The sequence below is a fragment of the Stenotrophomonas sp. STEN033 genome, from assembly GCF_056856655.1.
The window spans coordinates 1-21,401 of sequence record NZ_JBXFWM010000077.1 but is presented as its reverse complement, the minus strand read 5'-3'; the positions used below and the strand labels follow the sequence as shown (position 1 = coordinate 21,401).

The following is a 21,401-nucleotide window of genomic DNA, read 5'->3' as shown; positions in this document are numbered from 1 at the left end:
CTAGAAGCTTCCCCTCACCCCAACCCCTCTCCCGCAAGCGGGAGAGGGGCTTTGCCATGCGGGCTTTGGAATTCAGAATGACCACGATTTACGGACTGAAAAACTGCGACACCTGCAAGAAAGCCACCAAGTGGCTGGACCGCTTCAACGTCGCCTATACCTTCGTCGATTACCGCGACAACAAGCCCAGCCCGGAAACCCTGCTCGAATGGGCCGGCAAGGCCGGCGGCTTCGCGGCGATGATCAACAAATCCTCGACCACCTGGCGGCAGCTGCCGGACAACCGCAAGTCGCCCGAGTCCGATGCCGAGTGGAAGCTGCTGCTGCGCGAATACCCGCAGCTGATCAAGCGTCCGCTGGTCATCGCCGACGATGGCACGCTGAGCCAGGGTTTCAGCGACAACGGCTTCAAGGCCCGCTTCAACATCGCCTGATCCGCCCTCCAATAATTGTGGGAGCGGCGTGAGCCGCGAAGCCACCGATCAAAGAAGGCCGCAATGAACGACGTACTAGCCCTGACCTGCGACCTGGTCGCCCGCCCCTCGGTAACCCCGGAAGACGCAGGCTGCCAGCAACTGATCGCAGGCCGTCTCAGCGCCGCCGGTTTCAACTGCGAGCACCTGCGCCTGGGCGAAGTCGACAACCTCTGGGCCACCCACGGCAACGGCGCACCGGTACTGGTGCTGCTCGGCCACACCGACGTGGTGCCGACCGGGCCGGTCGAGGCCTGGAGCAACGACCCGTTCAAGCCGGAGGTGCGCGACGGCGTCCTGTACGGGCGCGGCACTGCCGACATGAAGGGCAGCGTTGCTGCCTTCGTGGTCGCTGCCGAGCAGTTTGTTGCCGCGCACCCGGACCACCCGGGCACGCTGGCGGTGCTGCTGACCAGCGACGAGGAAGGTGACGCCATCGATGGCGTCCGCCACGTTGCCAAGCTCTTCGTCGAGCGCGGGCAGGGTATCGACTGGTGCATTACCGGCGAGCCGTCGTCCACCGCCAAACTCGGTGACCTGCTGCGCGTCGGCCGCCGTGGCAGCCTCTCGGCCAAGCTGCGCATCAAGGGCGTGCAGGGCCATGTCGCCTATCCGGACAAGGCCAAGAACCCCATCCATCTGGCCGCACCGGCGTTGGCTGAGCTGACTGCCCGGCATTGGGACGACGGCTATGAAAGCTTCCCGTCCACCAGCTTGCAGATCTCGAACATCAACGCCGGCACCGGTGCCAACAATGTGATCCCGGGTGAACTGCAGGTGATGTTCAACCTGCGCTACAACCCGCATTGGAATGCGGACATGCTGGAAACCGAGATCGGCGCGCTGTTGGACCATCACGGCCTGGACTACGACCTGCAGTGGCACCGCAGCGGCGAGCCGTTCTACACCCCGGAAGGGCGTCTGCGCAGTGTCGCGCGCGAGGTGCTGGCCGGGTTTGCCGGCGCGGCACCGGAAGAAAGCACCGGCGGTGGAACCTCCGACGCCCGCTTCATCGCACCCTTGGGCGCGCAATGCATCGAGGTGGGTCCGGTGAATGCCAGCATCCACCAGGTCGATGAAAACGTACGCGTCGCCGACCTGGAAGCGCTGCCTGACCTGTACCGGAAACTGATAGAAAAACTGCTGGACTGAACTGTTACGGTGCGGGTGCACAATCTTGCCGGGGGGGCGAGATGGACAGGGTTCAAATGGGGTTCCGAATTGGGCTGATGGCCCTTGTGCTGGTGTGCGCGCTGCCGTTCGCGCACGCCACTGCCACGCTGCATGGCCTGCCATTGCTGCGGCAGTTCGGGGCGAGCCAGTTGCCGGCCGCACCGACCTATCCCGGCGTGGTCGTCGACCGCACTGGCAACCTGTACGCGGCAAGTGGCGAAGGGGTGATGATCTTCCGCAGCGGTGTATGGGAGCTGCTGGAGGCGGCGGGCGAGGCACCGGTGTACTCGATCATGCTGGCGCGCGATGGCAGCCTCCATGTCGCTGGTGCGGGCATGTTTGGGCAACTGCTGCGGCAGGCCGATGGTACCCATCGATTTATCAACCTGCTGCCACGCCTGTCCGCTGCCGGACTGGTGCAGGGGCCGATCGAGGTGTTTTCGTTGGGGGAGACCGCGCGTGGCATACACGCGGTGAGCGCCGGTGCGCTGTTCGTACTGGAAAAGAACGGCAGCACCACCCGCCTGCAACTCCCCGCCGGCGCGCGTACGCGCCCGTTGGTGGCGGGTGACGAGATCTATTTCCGGGTTCCGGGTGAAGGCCTGTACCGGGTGGGCAGGGCTGCGATGGCGCTGGTCGAGGGCATGGAACCACTGGCCACGCTGCGCGTGCCCGCAGCGTGGCCCTATCGTGGTGGGCTGTTGTTCGCCGCTGCCGACGGTTTCCATTTCAGTGACGGCAACGGCCTGCGCAAGCTCGATACCGAGGCCACTGCCGCGTTCGGTCTGCATGAGCCGTATACCGGCATTGCCTTGGCCGATGGTGGTTTTGCGGTGGGTAGCTTCGACGGCACCATCATGCGTTTTTCGCCTGAACTGAAGCTGCTCGACAGTTTTGCCGCCTGTGCAGGTGAGATGCATGATCTTGTGGAGGATCGTGATGGTGCGGTGTGGATAGCCGGCGAGAGCGGCATCGCGCGGTTGCGCTGGTCGCTGCCATGGACGCGCTATGGGCGCCTGCATGGGCTGCGTGGTCGCATCTTCGACAGCACCTGGTATGACGGCCGCCTGTGGGTGGCGAGCATGGGCGTGTGGCGTACGCAGTCCTCCATGACAGGGACACCTGTGTTCTCGCAACTGCAGTGGCCACGCCGCGACCTGGAAACCTTCGCACTGGAAGGCACCTCCGCCGGGCTGCTGATCGGTGACCGCTATGGGTTGGCGGTGCTGGACCCGGGGCAGACGCAACCGCGGCGATTGTTGCCGGCAAAGCTGGGAGACAGCGTCAGCAGGCTGCTTCCCTCGGCGTTTGACGCGCGCCGTATGTTCGCCGTCAGCCGCAGCCGGGTCATTGTGCTCGGCCAGCGCGAGGGGCGCTGGCAGCTGCAGGCGCAATGGAATACAGGCCAGAACACGGTTTCCGGCTTGTACGAAGTTGCCGCAGGCGAGGTATGGGCTGGCGATCCGGGCGGCGGCGCGCGCCGCTGGCGCTTCGCATTGGATGACGGTCGGTTGCTGGCGGAGCAGCGCTACGGGGTCGCCCAGGGCTTGCCTGTGGTGGCGGGGCACGGTACCCGTCTGTTCCGCAGCGGAGGCGTGCTGTACGCGATCTCGGGTGCGCAAGTGCATCGGCTGCAGGGGGAGCAGTTCGTTGCCGGCGCCTTGCCCGTGCTGGCAGGGCTGCAGGCACCGATGGAGCTGGAAGGAGAAGATAACGCGAAGGGAAGCTTTGCATGGACGGCAAGGCAGTTGTGGTGGCGCAAGCCCGGGACGGACGCGTTCCAGTTGCAGCAGGTCAGCGATAGCCGCGTACCTGGTTTCATGACGGTTGCGCTGCACGGCGATGGACAGCTGCGCGTGGTAACCCGCGACAGCATCCTGCAGCTGGACCCTGCGGCCGCCGAACACCTTGCAACACCGCCGCGGGCACGGCTGGATCGCATCGAACTGCAAGGTCCGAATCACCCGCCGGTACTGCTGTCACTGGCACCGCAGGCAGTGCCACGCTTGCCGGCCGGTGCCGGCCTGGCATTGCGCTTCGGTGTACAGAGCATGGAGCCGGAGGTTGAGTTTCGCTATCGCATGCCGGGCTATCACGATGATTGGTCGCCCTGGGCAGCAGGGCGCGAGTTGACCTATCAGCGCTTGCCGGCCGGGGCCTACACCTTCCAGTTGCAGGCCCGGGTGCTGGGTGGCACGCCGACCGAGGCAATGAGTTACCCACTGCAGGTCGCGCCATTCTGGTACCAGCGCCCATGGGTTCAGCTGGCTTTTGGTGTGGCGGGACTGGTGTTCGTGGTAGGGGTGGTTGGTCTGCGCACCCGCGCCATCAACGCACAGAATCGTCTGCTCGAGAAGAAGATCAACGAACGCACGGCCGAGCTGCGAAGCGCCAACTCCCGTCTCTCGGCCCTGGCCGTCACCGACGGACTGACCGGTATCGCCAACCGGCATGCGATGGAGAAAACCCTCCCGCGTGCGTGGCAACGCTGCGCGGAACGGCAGGAACCGTTGGCGGTGATGATGATCGATGTGGACCATTTCAAGCAGTTCAACGACACCCACGGCCATCATCTCGGCGACCTGCAGCTACGCCGCGTCGCGCAGACATTGGCCGCGCAGGTGACGGGGGCCGAAGAGCTGGTCGCACGCTACGGTGGCGAGGAGTTCGTGCTTATCCTGCCGGACTGCGATGAACCGATGGCGCTGGCGCGTGGCGAGCGCCTGCGCAGCGCGGTGGAGCAGGTCACTGGTGCGGCGGGGCAGCGGGTGACGATCAGCGTCGGCGTTGCGGTCTGCACGCCGCTGATCGAGGACGATCCGATGGCGCTGGTGCGGTGCGCGGATATGGCGTTATATCGGGTCAAGCGCGAAGGGCGGAATCGGGTGGATGTTGCCAGCCTGCAAGCAGGGGCGTAGCAGGCCACGTCTGCGTCAAGCAACAATCAAGCCGAACGCCGCCAGCGCCGCCGCAGCCTGCCGCTGCGAGATCACCGCTTTCTTGAAGTGCTTGCCGTCCATCACGTTGAGTCCGCTGATGTCGGTATCGCGCAGGTCGGCACCTTCGAAGCGGGTGAGGCGGGTCTGTGCGTTGCGCAGGCTGCCGCCGCTGAACACCGCGTCGCGGAAGTCGCAGCCGGACAGATCGGCATCGGAGAAATCCATGCCTTCCAGCTGCGCCTTGCGGAATGACATGCCGCGCAGGTCGGCGCTGACCAGCAGGCAGTCGCGGAATTCCAGTGCCCAGCCGCTGACTTCCTGCAGGTGGGCGCCGGTCAGCTTGCAGTCCTTGAACTGCACCGACGACAGCGTGGCGCGTCGCCAGAAGCTGTTGTTGAGATCACAGTGATCGAAGCGCGAATCGCTGAGCTGTGCGGAACTGAAGTCGCAGTGGCTGCCGCGGCATTTCTGCCATCGGCTCTCCTCCAATGATGCGGCGAGCCAATTTGCCTTGTTCAGCGAGCATTGCTTGAACTGGAAGCCGTCCATCTCCAGGCGCGAGAAATCGCCTTCGTCCAACGTGCACGATTCGAACACCGCTGCCCGCGGATGCGCGCGGATGATCTGCTGCATGCGCGCGCGGTCGATGGTTTCTTCGTGGAAGACCGGGGTATTCGTCATGTCCAACTCTGCAGGTGCTTGCGCATCATTCTGCGCGACATCGCTCTGTTGATGCAGTCTTGTTGCGGCGGGCGTTGTGTGTACAGACCTGCTCGATCTATTCGAAGATGAAGAACGGCGGTGCGATGGCCCGGCGCCAGTACGACTCCTCGGCCAGATAGAACTCCTGCGCCTGGGCACGCGCGAACCATGCCGCTGCTGCCGCCTCATCTTCCGGCAGGGTTTTGCTGCCGCGCCCAAGCGCCAAGCCGCTGAAGTACTGGCCGTAGACATTGCCCTGTTCGCCGGCGCGCTGATACCAATGCAGTGCCTCGCGCATATCCGTGGGCATGCCGATGCCTGCTTCGTGCAAGGCGCCAAGGTCGACCTGGGCCTCGGCGTCGCCACGCGCAGCACGCCGCTGGATGCGGGCGATGGTCGCATTGGCGGAGGGCTGGTCGGGGACAACGCGCGCAGCTTCGGTTGAGGCATGGGTTGCCTTGCGCAGTGCGTCCAGCTTGTACAACTCACGCATGTACACCGCCGAGCGCAGGCGCCAGCGCAGTGCGCCTGCCATGTCGCCCTGGCGTTCGTACCAGCGTGCAAGATCGGACATGGCATACGGCGAGCCGTGGTAGGCGGCACTCTGGTACCAGCGCAGTGCCTTGCGTGGCGATGGCTTGAAGCGAACGTCCTCGGGCTTCTGCGGTTCGTCACTGCTGTCCAGGCGGCCGCGCTCAAGGATCCTGCCCAGTTGCTCCGCAGCGGCGGTGCTGCGGTGGGTGCGCGGCGTTGTCGACGCTGCCCGTGCGTACCATTCCAACGCACGCGGGTCGTTCCAGGCCTGGTACATCCTGGCGACCCGCAGGGCCGAATCGAACTGGCCATCGGCGGCTGCGGACAGCGCATCGCGCTCGCTGTCGCTGGGCGGGCGGGTGTTGGGGGGTGTCGCGCAACCGAGCAGGATGAACAGGGGCAGGGCGTACAGCAGCACACGGGGTGTGGGACGGGGCATCCAGCAGGTCCGGGCAAGGTGGCGGGCGATTATCGCGGAGTGCGCCGACCCGGCCGCTGAATCGGTTGCCAAAGCAACAGTTGCGCCGTCGCCAATACCGGGATAACGTCGGCGCCATGTCCTCGTTCCCGGCCACCGCCGTCAACAATAACAACCGCAATAATCTGCGCGCGAATAATCGTGCGCGGCCACTGCGGGACTGCGACCAGAGCTAGGACAGGCAACACGCTCAGGACACCAGAAAACCCGCATCGGCCGATGCGGGTTTTTTTGTGGCCGGGCGGGAACACCGAGCGGCTGCAGGTCTTCAAGCCGTTGCTTCCAATGTTTGTCCCCACACAACCCAGGAGCTTTCCCATGTGTTCCATCTTCGGCATTTTTGGCCTGCAACCCGGTGACGACCTGCAGGCGCTGCGTCGGCAGGCGCTTGAACAATCCCAGCGCCAACGGCATCGCGGCCCGGACTGGAGCGGCGTCTACGTGGACGACGGCGCCATCCTGGTGCACGAGCGGCTGGCCATCGTCGACCCGGCCGGTGGCTCGCAGCCGTTGCTATCCGATGACGGCCAGCTCGCGCTGGCGGTGAACGGTGAGATCTATAACCACCAGGAGCTGAAGAAGGAGCTCACCCAGCCCTACGCCTTCCAGACCGGCTCGGACTGCGAGGTGATCAACGCGCTGTACCGTGAGGACGAGCCGGCGTCCTACTTGAACAGGCTCAACGGCATCTTCGCCTTCGCGCTGTGGGACCGCGCAAAGCAGCGCGTGATCATCGCCCGCGATCCTATCGGTGTGGTGCCGCTGTACTGGGGCCACGACAAGCAGGGCCGACTCTGCGTTGCCTCGGAAATGAAGTCGCTGGCGGATACCTGCGCCGACGTGGCCCAGTTCCCTCCCGGCCACTGGTATGACAGCAGCACCGATACGCTGAGCAAATACTACGAGCGTCCGTGGCGCGACTACGACGCAGTGGAAGGTGTGGATGTGTCGTTGACCGAACTGCGCGAGGCCTTCGAGCGCGCCGTGCACCGCCAACTGATGACCGACGTGCCCTATGGCGTGCTGCTGTCCGGCGGCCTGGACTCCTCGCTGGTCGCCGCGGTTGCGGCGCGCTATGCACGCAACCGCATCGAGGATGGCGGTCAGAGCGAAGCCTGGTGGCCGCGCCTGCACAGCTTCGCCATCGGCCTGAAGGGCTCGCCCGACTTGGCCGCGGCCAAGGTGGCGGCAGAAATGCTGGGCACCGTGCATCACGGCTTCGAGTACACCTTCGAGGAAGGCCTGGATGCGGTGCCGGAAGTGATCCGCCACGTCGAGACTTACGACGTCACCACCATCCGTGCTTCCACGCCGATGTTCCTGCTGGCACGTCGGATCAAGGCAATGGGCGTGAAGATGGTGCTGTCCGGCGAAGGCAGCGATGAGATCTTCGGCGGCTACCTGTACTTCCACAAGGCACCGAACGCGCGTGAGTTCCACGAGGAACTGGTACGCAAGCTCGACGCGCTGAACAACTACGATTGCCTGCGCGCGAACAAGTCGATGATGGCCTGGGGCGTGGAGCCGCGCGTACCGTTCCTGGATCGCGAGTTCCTGGATGTGGCGATGAAGATGGATGCGCGCCACAAGATGGTCGACAAGGCCAGCGGCCGCATCGAGAAGGCCGTGCTGCGCGAAGCCTTCGAAGGCTACCTGCCCAAGGAAATCCTGTGGCGGCAGAAGGAGCAGTTCAGCGACGGCGTCGGCTATGGCTGGATCGACGGTTTGAAGGCGCATGCCGAGTCACAGGTCAGCGACCGCGTGCTGGCCGCCGCCGACAAGCGCTTCCCGTACAACCCGCCGCAGACCAAGGAAGCGTACTACTACCGCCACGTGTTCGAGCAGTTCTTCCCCAGCCACGCGGCCTCGGAAACGGTGCCGGGCGGCAAGTCGATTGCCTGCTCTTCGCCGGCGGCAATTGCATGGGACGCCAGTTTCGCCAGCATGGCCGATCCATCCGGTCGCGCCGTGGCCGGTGTGCACGAGCAGGCCTTGGCAGGTTAAGAGGTCAGTCGACCCAAAGGTCATTGGAAGCGTCGGCCCGCCTTGCCTTCAACGCCCCTCTTCCCTGCCCGGAGAGGGGGGGGAGGGGAAGGGGCCGCTTTACATGTCGCACAATTCAACGTGCGCGATCAGGAAACCGCAGTTCTTCCTTCTATAACGACTCAAAAGGATTTTCGATGCGTGCTTGTGCGTTCGTGATGTTTGGCCTGCTCTGCAGTTCCTACGCCCACGCCAGGGAGGTGCCATTGGAGCGGCATCAACAGGGTAGTTGGGAAACCGATATCGGCTACACCGGCGTGGTGCGTGATGGCGACACGCTGCATGTTTCCGGCGTCCCCTGCCGTGGTGCGGATATGCAGGCTGCGGTGCGCGATTGCTACGGCAAGCTGACGAAGATCCTGCAGCAGTTTGATGCGGACAGCAGCCAGGTGGTGAAGGAGACGGTGTTCACCACCGACATGGATGGCTTGATCAAGGCGATTCCTGAGCGCAAGACCTTCTTTGTCGATGGCAAGTATCCGGCCGCGAGCTGGGTGCAGATCAGTCGCCTGTTCGACGCCGAGGCCAAGCTTGAAGTGGAGTGGACAGTGCGCTTGAAGTAAGCGCGCAGTGCATTGGTGACGGCGAGCCGGTCAGCTGTTTGTGGGAGCGGCGTCAGCCGCGAAGCAGGGACACCATCAGGTTGCATATGCATCGAGGGTTCCAGTAAATCCAGCTTCGCGGCTTATGCCGCTCCCACACCTGGATGCCAGCCGGGTTGCGTGCGCGGCGTTGTCTTCTATCTTGGACTCAAGCTCAGGCTGTGCGCCGGCTTGCCCGGCAGGAACGGAGTCGGGCGGCCTTCCACCCAGTCGTCGTGGCCTGCCCCCCAGAACGGCGACAGCGGATGGCCGCTCTGGCCGCCCGGCATGTGCACGATGCCGTCGGCCTCATGGCCGGGCGAGACCACCATGCGCTCGGAAGCGCCGAACTTGGGTCCGACCACGCGCGGCATGTTGTCGTCGCCGGCCAAGGGTTGCGCCGGCATGCACAGCCAGCGTTTGAACAGGCTGGGCAACGCGGCCGAGACCGGATGGCAGATGGCGGCAGTATTGCGCTCGCCCCAGCTGCGTTGTGCCAGATCCGGACCCTGTCCGGCCAGATCCTTCTCAAGTTGGCGAGCGCTGTCGGTGAGCAAGGCATCCCAGCTTTCATACGGCGGTGGCAGCAGGTGCGGCGGGCGTTCGCTGAGCAACGGCCACAGCACACCTTCGAACTGGGCCAGCTTGGGCGGTATGTAACGTTCGCCCAGCTGCTCCTTGGCCGGTGCCAGCAGTGCGCCTTCCATGTTGTCCATCAGGATGCCGCGGAAGCCGCGCGCCATCCGATAACTGACTGAATCGGCGGATGCGCGGCCCTGCCACTGGCGGCTGGCGGCTTCCAGTCGCTTCAGCGCCGGATCGTCGCTGTGCTCGACGGTCTGCCGCAGCAGCTTCCACCAACGTTCCATCAGCACGGCGCGGTCATCCAGCTGGATCGCCAGCAGGTCACTTTCCTTGAAGCTTTCGCGGTCGAACAGGCCGTCGCGGATCTGCTTGGCGCGTGCACCGAAGTCATAGCCGCCGTCACCGGCCTCGGCCAGCGCAGCACCATCGAGCACGCGGCCATTGGCTGTCCACAAGCGGTGATCCGGCGGGTCGACCAGTGCCGGTGCCTGATTGGTGCGAATTGGCCACGGTGCGCAATTGGCTTGCATGGCTGCATCGGCATGGCAGGCCGGGTCACGCGCAGGGCGCGCGCCGATCAGGCGCCAGGCGATGCGCCCGCTGCGGTCGGCGACCAATAGATTCTGCGCGGGGATGCCGGAGCGATCGGCTACCGCAAAGGCGGAGTCGAGATCGGCAGCCTTGGCCATGTCGGCGAAATCCAGGCGCACCGCGCCAGCCTGCTGGCCTACCCAACGCAGGGCCAGCAGTTGCCCGTCGTGCTCGTCGTGCAGGACAGGCCCCCAGTCGCTTTCGCGTACCAGCAGCAGTTCCGGGTGGGCGCCGGCGACGGCGATGGACTCGTTGAAGGTGCGCAGCGGGGTGTTCGCGGGCAGGGTAGTGAAGTCGGCGGTGTCGATATAGCTGTTGGTGAAGGCCCAGGCCACCCGCGTATTGCTGCCGACGATGACTGCAGGCAGGCCGGGCAGGGTGAAGCCTGCAACATCGACCTTGCCCTCGGGAGCGGTTGGGTCGGCATAGCGCAGGCGTGCGCGGAACCAGATGTTCGGCGCACGCAGGCCCAGGTGCATGTCGTCGGCGATGATGGCGCGGCCGTCGGCAGTCAGAGCTCCTGCTACTGCGAAGTTGTTGCTACCCGGAAAAGAACCGGTCGCCGCAGGCGACCCACCTACGTCTCTCTCCCGCGCAGCGGGAGAGAGGGGGACCGCTTGCGAAGCAAGGGGTGGAGTGAGGGCAGCCAGGTAAGGTGCAAAAGAACCGGTCGCCGCAGGCGACCCACCTACGTCTCTCTCCCGCGCAGCGGGAGAGAGGGGGACCGCTTGCGAAGCAGGCGGTGGAGTGAGGGCCGGCGCAGTGCCTGCATTGCGCAGGTCCAGCGTTGCCGCATCCGGTAACACGGCATCGCCACGGGGCTCGCCAAACAAGGGCGCATCCCAGTTGCTGCCGTCGTGGGCGAGCAATGCATACAGGGCTGGCGGCACCACGCTGCGGATGCGTGCCATCGCCAGTTCGCGGGTATTGGTCGGGTCCTGCAGGTCGGCGTACATCGCCAGCCCGGTCAGCACCGAGTCCTCCAACTCCCAGGCGCGCGGTTGCTGGCGCAGCAGCAGATAAGGCCATGGCCGTACGGGCAGCGCGGCAAGGCCGGCATTGACGCCGTCGCGGTAGGCCTCGATGACGCCGCGCTTGTCGCCCAGGGCGGCGCCCAGGTTCTGCTGGGTGTGGGCACGCAAGCGGTGCACGCGCATGCGCTTGTCCAGCGGCAGGGCCTTGGCGCCGAACAGTTCGGACAGCTCGCCCGCTGCCGAGCGGCGCATCAGGTCCATCTCGAAGAAGCGTTCCTGTGCGTGCACGTAGCCCAGGGCGCGGGCCATGTCGGTCTCGTTGGCAGCTTCGACGGTGAGCACGCCGAGCGCGTCGCGCTGGATGCTGACCGGTGCAGACAGTCCTGGCAGGGCCAGTTCCCCGTCCAACTGTGGCAGGCTGCCGCGCAGGAGTCCCCAGGTGACCAGCAGTAGTACCAGCAACAGCCCCAATACAACCCAAAGCGAACGCAGCAGCCAACGCAGCACAGGCCTACCCCCGGTAGCGGTTCTGCCGCGATTGTAGACAGCTTGTGAAGCCGAAGGAGAGGGAATCGCAACTGAAAGTGATTCCGATTAGATCATTGGCTTTTCAGATGGGGCACCCTATGCACCATCGAATCATCAGGAGCACCCCCATGCAGGGCAAGTCCGAAGTCATTGAGTGCCTGAAGGAGCTGCTGCGCGGCGAACTGGCTGCGCGCGACCAGTACTTCATCCATTCCCGTCGTTACGAGGACCAGGGCCTGCTGGCGCTGTACGAGCGTATTGGCCATGAGATGGAAGAAGAGACCGAACACGCCGATGCCCTGCTGCGACGCATCCTGTTCCTGGGCGGCGACCCGGATATGCGTCCGCATGCCTTCGAGCCGGGCGTGACGGTGATGGAGATGCTGGAGAAGGACCTGCAGGTGGAATACCAGGTGCGCGCCAACCTGGCTGCCGGCGTGAAGCTGTGCGAAGCGCAGGGGGACTACGTCAGCCGTGACATCCTGATCGCGCAGCTGCGTGACACCGAGGAAGATCACGCCTGGTGGCTGGAGAAGCAGCTGGGCCTGATCAAGCGCATTGGCCTTGAGCTGTACCAGCTGAGCAAGATGGACGCCAAGGGCGCCCCGGCGCATTGATTCTGTAGTGCCGACCCATGGTCGGCATTTGAATCTATCGGCAACGCCCCCTGCCGACCATGGGTCAGCACTACGGGCATTACAGGCGTTGCAGCCTGTATACGGCAGTGGAAAGCGCGCTCACGCCGTCAGCGCGGAAGTCCGGCTGCTGGTCGAGGATGTCGCGGCGTTCCAGCAGGCCGGCTTGCCACGGGCTGGCAAACAAGCGCTGCACTTCGGCTTCCTCCACCGAGAACGGCGGGCCCTGCTTTTCGTCCTGCGGGTATTCCAGGGTGATCAGCACGCCTTGGCAGCCTACCGGCAGTTGCCCGTACAAGGTGTCGCGGTAGTGCTGGCGCAGATGCGGCGGCAAGGCGATCAGTGCTGCGCGGTCGTAGACGCCGGCGATATCGCCAAGCAAGTCCGCATCCAGCGCGAAGGCATCACCACAGATGATTTCAATCGGCCCGGCGCTGTAGTGCTCGCCGTACTGGCTGCTGTGGCGCTGCGGGGTGAGGTCGGCTTCGGCGAAGAACTGCTCGATGGCCATTGGCGACAACTCAACGCCAAGCACGCGGTGGCCTTGCGCCGCCAGCCAGTGCATGTCCAGGGTCTTGCCGCACAGTGGCACCAGTACGCGGCTGCCTGCCGGAAGCTGCAGTTCGGGCCAGTGTTTCTGCAGTAGCGGCATCACCTCGTTGCGATGAAAGCCGATTTGACCGTTCTGCCAACGTTGCAGCCAGAAGTCGGGTTGCATGGTGCGTTCTCCGAGTGCGATAGCGTTGCAGATTACCTTGCTGTTTGTGGGAGCGGCATCAGCCGCGAAGCTGATGGCAATGGATCAATGGTGATTTGTGATTGCCGGTGTCTGTTGGATCTGTGGCTTCGCTGCTTACGCCGCTCCCACAAACACATGCAAAAAAAAGGAGGCCGGGCATTGCCCGGCCTCCTTTTATTACTGAACTTCCAGCCCTTCAACCTTCTGCCACCCACGCGGCAGCAGATGCCCGCGCGTCGCCCGTGTTCCCAGATACGTCTCCAGGTCCTTGAACGACAGGTTCATGGTGCGCTGGCCACTGCGCACCTGCAGGGTGTTGCCCGGGCCAACCGCGACCACCGCCACCACACGCTCGGTGGAGAGCTTGGCCTTGGGGATCTCGATGATCTTGTTGCCCTTGCCCTTGTCCAGCTCAGGCAGATCGCTGGCCGGGATGGCGAGCATGTTGCCGGCGCTGGTGACAGCGACGATGCGGTCGGTTTCCGGGTTGGCGACCAGGGACGGGGTCAGCACTGCCGAACCTGCGGACAGGTTGAGCATCGCCTTGCCGGCCTTGTTGCGCCCGGTCAGGTTCTCGAAGCGGGTGACGAAACCATAGCCGTGGGTGGACGCCAACACGAAGCGGGTGTTGTTGTCGCCGCTGGCCACGGTGACGAAGCTGCTGCCCGGTGCCGGCGAGAAGCGGCCGGTCAACGGCTCGCCATTGCCACGTGCCGAGGGCAGGGTATGCACCGGTGTGGAATAGGCGCGGCCTTCGGTATCGAGGAAGGCTACCTGCTGGGTGCTGCGGGTACGTGCCACCGCCAGCAGGCTGTCGCCATCGCGGTAGTTCAGGGTCGAACCGTCGACGTCGTGGCCCTTGGCCGCGCGTACCCAGCCCTTCTCCGACAGCACCACGGTCATCGGCTCGCTCGGCACCAGCTCGGTCTCGTCGATGGCCTGGGCGGCACCGCGCTGCACCAGCGGCGAACGGCGTTCATCGCCGAACTTCTTGGCGTCGGCCAGCAGTTCGTCCTTGACCAGCTTCTTCAGCTTGGCGCTGCTCTGCAGGATGGACAGGATCTTGTCGCGTTCCTTGGCCAGCTCATCCTGCTCGCCGCGGATCTTCATTTCTTCCAGACGCGCAAGCTGCTTCAGCTTGGTTTCCAGGATGTACTCGGCTTGGTCTTCGCTCAGTGCGAAGCGCGCGATCAGCGCGGCCTTGGCATCGTCCTCGGTGCGGATGATGCGGATCACTTCGTCCAGGTTGAGGAAGGCAACCAGCAAGCCCTCCAACAGGTGCAGGCGACGCTCGACCTTCTGCAGGCGGTGGTTGAGGCGGCGGGTGACCGTGTCCTGGCGGAAGCGCAGCCACTCGCTGAGCAGCATCTTCAGGTTCTTGACCTGCGGACGACCGTCCAGGCCGATGACGTTGAGGTTGACGCGGTAGCTGCGCTCAAGGTCGGTGATGGCGAACAGGTGGCCCATCAGCTGCTCGGCGTCGACGCGGTTGGAGCGCGGCATCAACACCACGCGCACCGGGTTGGCGTGATCGGATTCGTCGCGGATGTCTTCCAGCCACGGCAGCTTCTTGGCGCGCATCTGCGCAGCGATCTGCTCGATCACCTTGGACGGCGAGACCTGGTGCGGCAGCGCATCGATGACGATGTTGCTGCCTTCCTTTTTGAAGGTGGCGCGCGCGCGCACGCTGCCATTGCCGGTCTCGTAGATGTTCCGCAGGTCCGACGGCGAGGTGATGATCTCGGCGGTGGTCGGGTAGTCCGGGCCCTTCACGTGCTCGCAGAGCTCGGCGACGGTGGTATCCGGCTCGTCGATCAGGCGCACCAGCGCGCTGACGATCTCATTGAGATTGTGCGGCGGTACGTCGGTGGCCATGCCCACGGCGATGCCGGTGGTGCCGTTGAGCAGCAGGTGCGGCAGGCGTGCCGGCAACCAGCTCGGCTCTTCCAGGGTGCCGTCGAAATTCGGCGACCAGTCGGTGGTGCCCTGGCCCAGTTCGCCCAGCAATACCTCGGCGATCGGGGTCAGCTTGGATTCGGTGTAACGCATGGCTGCAAACGATTTGGGATCATCGCTGGAGCCGAAGTTGCCCTGACCGTCGATCAGCGGGTAGCGGAACGAGAACGGCTGGGCCATCAGTACCAGGGCCTCGTAGCAGGCGCTGTCGCCGTGCGGGTGGTACTTACCGATGACGTCACCGACGGTGCGGGCGGACTTCTTGGGCTTGGATGCGGCACCCAGGCCCAGTTCGCTCATCGAATAGATGATGCGGCGCTGCACCGGCTTGAGCCCGTCGCCGATGAACGGCAGGGCGCGGTCCAGCACCACGTACATGGAGTAGTCGAGATAGGCGCGTTCAGCGTATTCGCGCAGTGGCTGCTGTTCGAAGCCATGGTAAGCGGGGCGTGCAGACTCAGTCATTGCGGGTGGGTGCTACCTGTTGTGCGGAGCCAAGGCGGGGGCCGCCGGCTGCCTGATCCGACGATTATCCGGATGGCGGCGGAGATGCCAAGCCACGGATGGGATCGAGCCCGCCTTCCAGCCCCTGATCGGCCCGGCTCTGGTAGCGGCCGGGCGGCAGGCCGAAGTGGCGGCGGAACACGATCACGAAGGCGCTGGGGCTGCTGAACCCCAGTGAATGGGCGATGTCGGCCACGGCATGGCCGTCATTGAGGCGGCGCAGCGCCTCGGCCAGCCGCGCCTGCTGCCGCCATTGGGCGAAGCTCAAGGTGGTCTCGTCGCGGAAATGGCGGCTCAGGCTGCGCGACGACAAGCCCGCCCACTGTGCCCATTGCGCAAGGCTGCGGTCATCGGCCGGTTCGGCCAACAGTTGCGAGGCGATTCGCAGCAGGCGCCGATCGGCCGGCATCGGCAGGTGCATGCGCTGGCGCGGTGCCTGCCGGATTTCGTCCAGCAGTACATCCATCATGTGTTGCTGGGGCGCTGACAGTGGCTGCTCCGGCGACCAGTCGCTGATCCGTTCGGCCAGAGCGCTGAGCAAGCGGGAAATGCCGATCACGCAGGGATCGTTGGGTAAATCAATGCAAACCGGGCTGGCCAGGGCCATGCCCCAGCCACGCAGCGGGCCGTCGATCACCACCGTATGCGGTTCGGCCGCAGGCATCCAACCGCCCGAACCCGCCGGCAAGGACCAGGTGCCGTGACGGGTGCGGGTGGTCAGCAGACCACGTTCGACGCAGATCAGCTGTGCCCGCGCGTGCTGGTGCCAGTCCACCTCGCGGGCCAGGCCCTGCGGGCTGTCGAAGCGGAAGCCGAATACCGGCGGGCCGTCGTCGCGCTCGAACCAGTCCAGTTCCTGGTCACGCAGCAGCGGGGCGGGCAGCTGCATGTCAAAGCCCTGCGGTGCCCGGCGCCGGACCGAAGAGAGGGTTGCGCCTGTAATTGGCCGGATTTCGTCATTCATTGGCTGGATTGTATTACCCGGCCACGAACGCAGCCATTACTGTGTCCCGGTCGGCCGCAGACACCATTGATGCAACACAGCATCTGATACCAAATAGAATATTTCCATTGAGAAATATTCCATCTGGAAGGAAGATGCCCGCCCATGATCTGTGCCGACACCACCCAGCCCCCCAGCTTTGGCCTGTTGCTGCGGCAAGTCCGCGACGGCCTTGCCCGGCAGCTTGATGCCTCCATGGCCGAGGAAGACCTCGGCCTTGGATTCAGCCACTACATCGGTCTGAAGACCTTGATGCACATGGCGCCCTGTACTGCGAACCAGCTTGCACGCGGTCTGGACCAGGTTCCCAGCGCGGTGACCCGTCTGCTGGACAAGTTCGAAGCGCTGGGTTGCGTGCGCCGCGAGACGCATGCGCAGGACCGTCGTGCATTGCAGATCGTGCTCACCGATGAAGGCCGTGCCCTGTGGCTGCGCTTGAAACAGCGTGGCGACAAGGTGATGGAAGACGCCATGCGTGACCTGCAGGCGGAGGAGCGGGAGATGTTGATGTCCCTGCTGCTCCGTATACGTGACTCCTTGATGACCCCATGAAAACCATGTCCTCCCCCACATCCCTGGTTTCACCCGCCCGCGGCCTCCTGGCCGCGGTGCTGGTTCTTACGCTGGCCGCATGTGCCAGCAGCCGTGGCCTGCAACCGCAGGGGCGACTGCTGGATGCCGACAACCTGCAGAGCAGCCGCAGCCTGGCCGGTACGCCGCTCAGTGCAGCCGGCTTTCCGGCAGCTGATTGGTGGCGTGCGTTCGCCGACCCGCAGTTGGATGCGCTGATCGACGAAGCCCTGCGCGGTTCTCCTTCGCTGGAAGCCGCCGACGCGCGCCTGCGCCAGGCGCAGGCACACGCCGCCAGCAGCAATGCCGAGCGCAAGCCCAGCCTGTCGCTGTCACCGGGCTATACCGGCATGCGCCTGCCCGAATCCATGGCCGGTGATGAAATCGGCGGCCATTACATGGGTAGCGTGCAGGCGGTGGCCAACTTCAGCTATGGCGTCGACCTGTGGGGTGGCAAGCGTGCTGCCTGGGAAGCCGCCGTCGACAGCGGCCACGCTGCTGCCGTGGATGCGCAGGCTGCGCGCCTGGATCTGGCTGCCGCCATCGTCCAGGGCTACGTGCAACTCGCCCATGCCGGGCAACTGCAGCGTGTTGCCAATGACGAACTGGCGCGCGCCGAGAAGACCTTGCAGCTGACCCGCCAGCGTCGCGCCGCCGGTATCGACAGTGAACTGCAGGTGCAGCAGGCACAGGCACGGCTGCCAGCCGCACAGCAGCAGCAACTGGCCGCACAGCAGCAGATCGATGTGTCGCGCAATGCGCTGGCCGCGCTGCTTGGCAAGGGGCCGGACCGCGGCCTGGACATCCAGATTCCGAATGAACTGAATCCGCTGGCCCTGCAGCTGCCAGGTGTGATTCCCAGCGAACTGCTGGGCCGGCGTCCGGATATCGTTGCCGCGCGCTGGCGCGTGGAAGCGGCGGACAAGCAGGTCAAGGTGGCCAAGACCCGCTTCTACCCCAACCTCAACCTGACGGCTTTGGGCGGGGTGGTGTCCAAGGACCTGGGCAGTCTGCTGGAAAGCGGCTCCACCTTCGGACTGCTGGCACCGGCGCTGAGCCTGCCGATCTTCGATGGCGGTCGCCTGCGCGCCGGTCTGGCCAGCAGCGATGCCGACTACGACCTTGCCGTGGCCAACTACAACCACACCCTGGTAGAGGCCTTGCGCGACGTCGCCGACCAGGTCAATGCCAGCCGTTCGCTGGCCGAGCAGGTGCAGGCGCAACAGCAGCTGCGTGGCATCGCGCAGACCGCCTACGCGTTGGCGCAGCAGCGCTATCGCGCCGGTATCGGCAATTACCTCGATGTACTCAGCACCCAGGATCGCCTGCTGCAGGCCGACCAGGGGCTGAGCAACCTGCAATCACAGCAGCTGCTGTCTTCGGTGCGCCTGAGTACCGCCCTGGGCGGCGGCTTCCAGCCCACCGCCGACACGGCGCCGGCCGTTGCTGCCGGCAACGACACCACGCATTCCTGAGAGTCCCCCGAATGAGCCAGACAACCTCCCCCGAAGCGGCAGCCGCCGCTCCCAGCCGTCGCGGCAAGCTGCTGCGCGGCCTGTTGTTCGTCGTCCTGATCCTGCTGGCAGCGTTTGCCGCGTGGTACTACTTCCTCGGCCGCTGGGCCGAGGAAACCGACGACGCTTATGTCGGCGGCAACCAGGTGCAGATCACCCCGCAGATCACCGGCACCGTGGTGTCCATCGCCGCCGATGACGGCATGAAGGTGGAGCAGGGCCAGCTGCTGGTGCAGCTGGATCCGGCCGATACCGAAGTGGCGATGCAGCAGGCGCAGGCCAACCTCGCCAGCACCGTGCGCCAGGTGCGCGGCCTGTACCGCAGTGCGGAAGGTGCGCAGGCGGAATTGAACGCGCGGATGGTGTCGGTGAAGCGCGCACGCGAAGACTTCGCCCGTCGCCGTGACCTCGCTGCCAGCGGTGCCATCTCCAATGAAGAACTGGCCCACGCCCGTGACGAGCTGGCCGCTGCCGAAGCTGCCGTTGCCGGTTCGCGCGAGACCGTCGAGCGCAGCCGCGCGCTGATCGACGACACCGTCATCGCCACCCAGCCGGACGTGCAGGCGGCTGCGGCGCAGCTGCGCCAGGCCTATCTCAATAATGCACGTGCCGGCATCGTTGCGCCGGTCACCGGTTATGTTGCGCGTCGCTCGGTGCAGGTCGGCCAGCGCGTACAGCCGGGTGCGGCCTTGATGGCCGTGGTGCCGGCCGAGCAGATGTGGGTGGATGCGAACTTCAAGGAGACCCAGCTGCGGCACATGCGCCTGGGCCAGGAAGTGGAGCTGCGCTCGGACCTGTACGGCAGTGACGTGACCTACAAGGGCCGCATCACCAACCTTGGCCTGGGCACCGGTTCGGCGTTCTCGTTGCTGCCGGCGCAGAACGCCAGCGGCAACTGGATCAAGATCGTGCAGCGCGTACCGGTGCGCATCGCCGTCGATGCCAAGCAGCTCGCCGAGCATCCGCTGCGCCTGGGCCTGTCGATGAAGGCCGAGGTCAACCTGCACGACCAGAAGGGCACGGTGCTGCCGGCCGATGCGGCCAAGGGCACGGTGTACGGCACGCAGGTCTATGCCAAGCAGCTGCACGATGCCGACGCCATGATCCACAGCATCATCCAGGACAACCTGCCGCCGTCCGCGCGCGCCAGCTGAGGTCACCATGTCCGCTCAAGCTCCCACGGCGCCGGCCACGACGGTCGGCGCAGGGCCAGCCAATGTTGCGTTGTGCACGGCCGGCCTGGCGCTGGCCTCGTTCATGCAGGTGCTGGATACCACCATCGCCAATGTCTCGTTGCCGACGATCGCCGGCAACCTCGGCGCCAGTTCGCAGCAGGCGACCTGGGTCATCACCTCGTTCGCGGTCAGCACCGCGATTGCCTTGCCGCTGACGGGGTGGCTGAGCCGCCGCTTTGGCGAGGTGAAGCTGTTCGTCTGGGCAACGATTGCCTTTTCCATCGCCTCGCTGCTGTGTGGCATCGCTCAGAGCATGGGCATGCTGGTGGTGTCGCGCGCGCTGCAGGGTTTCGTGGCCGGGCCGATGTACCCGATCACCCAGTCGCTGCTGGTCTCGATCTATCCACGCGAGAAGCGCGGGCAGGCGCTGGCCTTGCTGGCAATGATCACCGTGGTCGCGCCTATTGCTGGTCCCATCCTCGGTGGCTGGATCACCGACAACTACAGCTGGGAATGGATCTTCCTGATCAATGTGCCGCTGGGCGTGATCGCTGCAGCAATCGTCGGTGGCCAGCTGCGCCATCGCGTGGAAACCACCGAGCGGCCGAAGATGGATTACGTTGGCCTGGTCACCCTGGTGATCGGCGTCGGCTGCCTGCAGTTGATGCTGGACCTGGGGAACGAGGAAGACTGGTTCAACTCGACCAAGATCGTGGTGCTGACCTGTGTTGCCGCGGTGATGTTGGCGGTGTTCGTGATCTGGGAGCTGACTGACAAGGATCCCATCGTTGACCTGAAGTTGCTGCGGCATCGCAATTTCCGCGCCGGCACCTTGGCGATGATCGTCGGCTACGCGGCGTTCTTCTCGGTGGCCTTGATGATCCCGCAATGGCTGCAGCGCGACATGGGCTATACCGCAATCTGGGCGGGCCTGGCGACGGCGCCCCTGGGTATCCTGCCGATCATGGTGGCGCCGGTGCTGGGCAAGTTCGGCCACAAGGTCGACATGCGCTACCTGGCGACGATTGCATTCTTCGTGCTGTCGATGACCAGCTTCCTGCGTTCGGGCTTCAACCTGCAGGTCGATTTCGCGCACGTGGCCGGCGTGCAGTTGTTGATGGGTGTTGGTTTGGCGCTGTTCTTCATGCCGGTGCTGCAGATCCTGCTGTCCGACCTTGATGGTCGCGAGATTGCCGCCGGCTCCGGCCTGGCCACTTTCCTGCGTACGCTGGGCGGCAGCTTCGCGGCATCGTTGACCACCTGGTTGTGGGCGCGGCGTACGCAACAACATCATGCGGACCTGACCGAGCATGTGTCCTTGTACGACCCGGGCATGCATCAGCAGGTGACCGCGATGGGGCAGGGCGACCTGCAGCACGGTGCGGCGGTGCTCAACGAGATGATCAACCACCAGGCATCGCAGATGGGCTTCAACGACATCTTCCTGCTGCTGGGCTGGGTGTTCCTGCTGATCATCGGCCTGGTGTGGCTGGCCAGGCCGCCGTTTGGTGCGGGAGCGGGGGCTGCGTCGGCAGGCGGGCATTAACGCGTGTTTGTAGGAGCGGCATGAGCCGCGAAGCCGACAGCAATGACGCTGCAACGAAGCCCGCAATCCGAAAGATTGCGGGCTTCGCTTTGTGTAGTGCCGAGCCATGCTCGGCAATGGCCTTACCGGTAAAGCCCCTGCCGAGCATGGCTCGGCAC

General features: G+C 65.0%; 17 protein-coding genes. 10 read left to right on the top strand and 7 right to left on the bottom strand.

Annotation, left to right across the window (positions count from 1 at the left end; genetic code table 11):
• The first annotated feature begins 77 nt into the window (after positions 1-77).
• The 3 genes from AC1VXC_RS18715 to AC1VXC_RS18705 all read left to right on the top strand — a co-directional run bounded on the left by AC1VXC_RS18715 (position 78) and on the right by AC1VXC_RS18705 (position 4,564).
• On the top strand, positions 78-434 hold the full coding sequence (locus AC1VXC_RS18715; RefSeq protein WP_313169365.1) for a Spx/MgsR family RNA polymerase-binding regulatory protein: 357 nt from the start codon (positions 78-80) through the stop codon (positions 432-434).
• Positions 435-497: 63 nt separating this feature from the next.
• Positions 498-1,625, top strand: a complete 1,128-nt coding sequence (gene dapE / locus AC1VXC_RS18710; protein WP_481539136.1) for a succinyl-diaminopimelate desuccinylase — start codon at positions 498-500, stop codon at positions 1,623-1,625.
• A 77-nt stretch (positions 1,626-1,702) separates the two neighbouring features.
• Entirely contained in the window at positions 1,703-4,564 is a 2,862-nt protein-coding gene (locus AC1VXC_RS18705; RefSeq protein WP_481539135.1) for a GGDEF domain-containing protein, read from the top strand.
• Positions 4,565-4,579: 15 nt separating this feature from the next.
• Here the strand turns inward: AC1VXC_RS18705 and AC1VXC_RS18700 are convergent, their stop codons facing one another.
• The 3 genes from AC1VXC_RS18700 to AC1VXC_RS18690 form a co-directional block, all read right to left on the bottom strand.
• Entirely contained in the window at positions 4,580-5,266 is a 687-nt protein-coding gene (locus AC1VXC_RS18700; protein WP_313494600.1) for a pentapeptide repeat-containing protein, read from the bottom strand.
• A gap of 97 nt (positions 5,267-5,363) precedes the next feature.
• Entirely contained in the window at positions 5,364-6,260 is an 897-nt protein-coding gene (locus AC1VXC_RS18695) for a tetratricopeptide repeat protein (protein ID WP_313494601.1), read from the bottom strand.
• Positions 6,261-6,289: 29 nt separating this feature from the next.
• On the bottom strand, positions 6,290-6,571 hold the full coding sequence (locus AC1VXC_RS18690; RefSeq protein ID WP_481528274.1) for a hypothetical protein: 282 nt from the start codon (positions 6,569-6,571) through the stop codon (positions 6,290-6,292).
• Positions 6,572-6,617: 46 nt separating this feature from the next.
• On the opposite strand from AC1VXC_RS18690, the gene asnB reads away from it, so the two are divergent.
• Positions 6,618-8,303 carry an asparagine synthase B gene (gene asnB, locus AC1VXC_RS18685; RefSeq protein ID WP_313169373.1) on the top strand — a complete coding sequence of 562 codons (1,686 nt, stop codon included), beginning with the start codon at positions 6,618-6,620 and terminating at the stop codon, positions 8,301-8,303.
• Between the two features lie 176 nt (positions 8,304-8,479).
• Positions 8,480-8,905, top strand: coding sequence for a RidA family protein (locus AC1VXC_RS18680; RefSeq protein WP_313494602.1), 426 nt, complete (start codon positions 8,480-8,482; stop codon positions 8,903-8,905).
• 176 nt (positions 8,906-9,081) lie between these two features.
• Here AC1VXC_RS18680 and AC1VXC_RS18675 read toward each other — a convergent pair whose 3' ends face one another.
• A complete protein-coding gene (locus AC1VXC_RS18675) occupies positions 9,082-11,580 on the bottom strand; it encodes a penicillin acylase family protein (protein ID WP_482995080.1) in 2,499 nt (832 codons plus the stop codon).
• A gap of 149 nt (positions 11,581-11,729) precedes the next feature.
• Between AC1VXC_RS18675 and AC1VXC_RS18670 the strand changes: the two genes are divergently transcribed.
• Positions 11,730-12,218 carry a ferritin-like domain-containing protein gene (locus tag AC1VXC_RS18670; RefSeq protein ID WP_313169379.1) on the top strand — a complete coding sequence of 163 codons (489 nt, stop codon included), beginning with the start codon at positions 11,730-11,732 and terminating at the stop codon, positions 12,216-12,218.
• A gap of 79 nt (positions 12,219-12,297) precedes the next feature.
• Here the strand turns inward: AC1VXC_RS18670 and AC1VXC_RS18665 are convergent, their stop codons facing one another.
• The 3 genes from AC1VXC_RS18665 to AC1VXC_RS18655 form a co-directional block, all read right to left on the bottom strand.
• Positions 12,298-12,954 (bottom strand): thiopurine S-methyltransferase, encoded by a 657-nt coding sequence (locus AC1VXC_RS18665; RefSeq protein ID WP_481528269.1) that lies wholly within the window; start codon positions 12,952-12,954, stop codon positions 12,298-12,300.
• A gap of 198 nt (positions 12,955-13,152) precedes the next feature.
• Complete coding sequence (gene parC, locus AC1VXC_RS18660; protein ID WP_313169381.1) at positions 13,153-15,396, bottom strand: DNA topoisomerase IV subunit A; 2,244 nt, start codon at positions 15,394-15,396, stop codon at positions 13,153-13,155.
• Positions 15,397-15,460: 64 nt separating this feature from the next.
• A complete protein-coding gene (locus tag AC1VXC_RS18655) occupies positions 15,461-16,324 on the bottom strand; it encodes a helix-turn-helix domain-containing protein (RefSeq protein ID WP_481539371.1) in 864 nt (287 codons plus the stop codon).
• Between the two features lie 219 nt (positions 16,325-16,543).
• Between AC1VXC_RS18655 and AC1VXC_RS18650 the strand changes: the two genes are divergently transcribed.
• The 4 genes from AC1VXC_RS18650 to AC1VXC_RS18635 are packed head-to-tail and all read left to right on the top strand — an operon-like array spanning position 16,544 to position 21,243.
• Positions 16,544-16,990: a MarR family winged helix-turn-helix transcriptional regulator gene (locus AC1VXC_RS18650; RefSeq protein ID WP_313169384.1), complete on the top strand. Its 447-nt coding sequence runs from the start codon at positions 16,544-16,546 to the stop codon at positions 16,988-16,990.
• A gap of 5 nt (positions 16,991-16,995) precedes the next feature.
• A complete protein-coding gene (locus AC1VXC_RS18645) occupies positions 16,996-18,483 on the top strand; it encodes an efflux transporter outer membrane subunit (RefSeq protein WP_481539372.1) in 1,488 nt (495 codons plus the stop codon).
• An 11-nt stretch (positions 18,484-18,494) separates the two neighbouring features.
• A complete protein-coding gene (locus tag AC1VXC_RS18640) occupies positions 18,495-19,676 on the top strand; it encodes a multidrug transporter (protein WP_481539370.1) in 1,182 nt (393 codons plus the stop codon).
• Positions 19,677-19,683: 7 nt separating this feature from the next.
• Positions 19,684-21,243, top strand: a complete 1,560-nt coding sequence (locus tag AC1VXC_RS18635) for a DHA2 family efflux MFS transporter permease subunit (protein WP_481539369.1) — start codon at positions 19,684-19,686, stop codon at positions 21,241-21,243.
• The last annotated feature ends 158 nt before the right edge of the window (positions 21,244-21,401 follow it).

Coding starts and splice junctions, on each gene's coding strand:
- AC1VXC_RS18715 (WP_313169365.1), top strand. CDS start 78: ATGACCACGATTTACGGACTGAAAAACTGCGACACCTGCAAGAAAGCC.
- dapE (WP_481539136.1), top strand. CDS start 498: ATGAACGACGTACTAGCCCTGACCTGCGACCTGGTCGCCCGCCCCTCG.
- AC1VXC_RS18705 (WP_481539135.1), top strand. CDS start 1,703: ATGGCCCTTGTGCTGGTGTGCGCGCTGCCGTTCGCGCACGCCACTGCC.
- AC1VXC_RS18700 (WP_313494600.1), bottom strand. CDS start 5,266: ATGACGAATACCCCGGTCTTCCACGAAGAAACCATCGACCGCGCGCGC.
- AC1VXC_RS18695 (WP_313494601.1), bottom strand. CDS start 6,260: ATGCCCCGTCCCACACCCCGTGTGCTGCTGTACGCCCTGCCCCTGTTC.
- asnB (WP_313169373.1), top strand. CDS start 6,618: ATGTGTTCCATCTTCGGCATTTTTGGCCTGCAACCCGGTGACGACCTG.
- AC1VXC_RS18680 (WP_313494602.1), top strand. CDS start 8,480: ATGCGTGCTTGTGCGTTCGTGATGTTTGGCCTGCTCTGCAGTTCCTAC.
- AC1VXC_RS18670 (WP_313169379.1), top strand. CDS start 11,730: ATGCAGGGCAAGTCCGAAGTCATTGAGTGCCTGAAGGAGCTGCTGCGC.
- AC1VXC_RS18665 (WP_481528269.1), bottom strand. CDS start 12,954: ATGCAACCCGACTTCTGGCTGCAACGTTGGCAGAACGGTCAAATCGGC.
- parC (WP_313169381.1), bottom strand. CDS start 15,396: ATGACTGAGTCTGCACGCCCCGCTTACCATGGCTTCGAACAGCAGCCA.
- AC1VXC_RS18655 (WP_481539371.1), bottom strand. CDS start 16,324: ATGCAGCTGCCCGCCCCGCTGCTGCGTGACCAGGAACTGGACTGGTTC.
- AC1VXC_RS18650 (WP_313169384.1), top strand. CDS start 16,544: ATGATCTGTGCCGACACCACCCAGCCCCCCAGCTTTGGCCTGTTGCTG.
- AC1VXC_RS18645 (WP_481539372.1), top strand. CDS start 16,996: ATGTCCTCCCCCACATCCCTGGTTTCACCCGCCCGCGGCCTCCTGGCC.
- AC1VXC_RS18640 (WP_481539370.1), top strand. CDS start 18,495: ATGAGCCAGACAACCTCCCCCGAAGCGGCAGCCGCCGCTCCCAGCCGT.
- AC1VXC_RS18635 (WP_481539369.1), top strand. CDS start 19,684: ATGTCCGCTCAAGCTCCCACGGCGCCGGCCACGACGGTCGGCGCAGGG.